Source organism: Clostridium sp. UBA2485, assembly GCF_002341865.1.
Classification (GTDB): Bacteria; Bacillota; Clostridia; order Clostridiales; family Clostridiaceae; genus Clostridium_J.
The window spans coordinates 2,176-2,898 of sequence record NZ_DDOV01000095.1; the positions used below are offsets into that span (position 1 = coordinate 2,176).

Sequence of the window (723 nt, forward strand, 5' to 3'; positions counted from 1 at the left end):
ATATGATGATTTTTTAAACATGGAATCAGTTTTAAGCCCTAATCCCGAAGAACCCTTATTACCGCAGATAAAAGATTGGATTCAGAAAACAGTGTTGTCAATACAAAATTCAGAAACGAATTTAGTACGTGCAAAATCAGAATTTTTTCTTTCACATGATGTTTCTGAAATTCCATATTTACGAGAAAGGCATGAAAAACTTGCAAATGCTATTCAGTTATTCATTAATATGGGAATTGAGTCAGGAGAATTTAGAGATAATATTGATGTAAATTCCTTTGCTGAATTACTTATTGCATTAATTGATGGCGTTATGTTGCATCATTACTATCAGTATTCTTCTAGTTTTAATCTCTTAGAAATACTAGGTCTAATAGAAAAAATGATAGAGAACTTTCTATCTTAAGGAGGAGCATATAATGTTTGAAAATAAAGTGATAAGACTACGAAAATTTTCTTTAAATGATTATTCTACCTATCATAATTGGCGTAACGACATAGAGGTTATGCAAAGTACTAGTCCACAACTCGATATGTATACTTTGGAAGAAACGGAAGAATACGTTTCAGCAATAGCCACTCAATCTAATGCTAAGGGTTATATTATTGAGCACAAAGAAACTAATCAAGCAATCGGTATCATTTCTTTAATAAATATAGATTATAAGAATCGCTCTGCTGAGTGTATTATTGATATTGGTGTAAAAGAGATGTGGGGAAAAG

At 30.8% G+C, this 723-nt stretch carries 2 protein-coding genes; both read left to right on the top strand.

Annotated features, from left to right (window positions below; genetic code table 11):
- Nucleotides 1-406 (top strand): TetR family transcriptional regulator C-terminal domain-containing protein (locus B3603_RS18760; RefSeq protein ID WP_291567766.1); only part of this gene is annotated, 406 nt, incomplete at its 5' end.
- 13 nt (nucleotides 407-419) lie between these two features.
- Nucleotides 420-723 (top strand): GNAT family N-acetyltransferase (locus B3603_RS18765; RefSeq protein ID WP_291567768.1); only part of this gene is annotated, 304 nt, incomplete at its 3' end.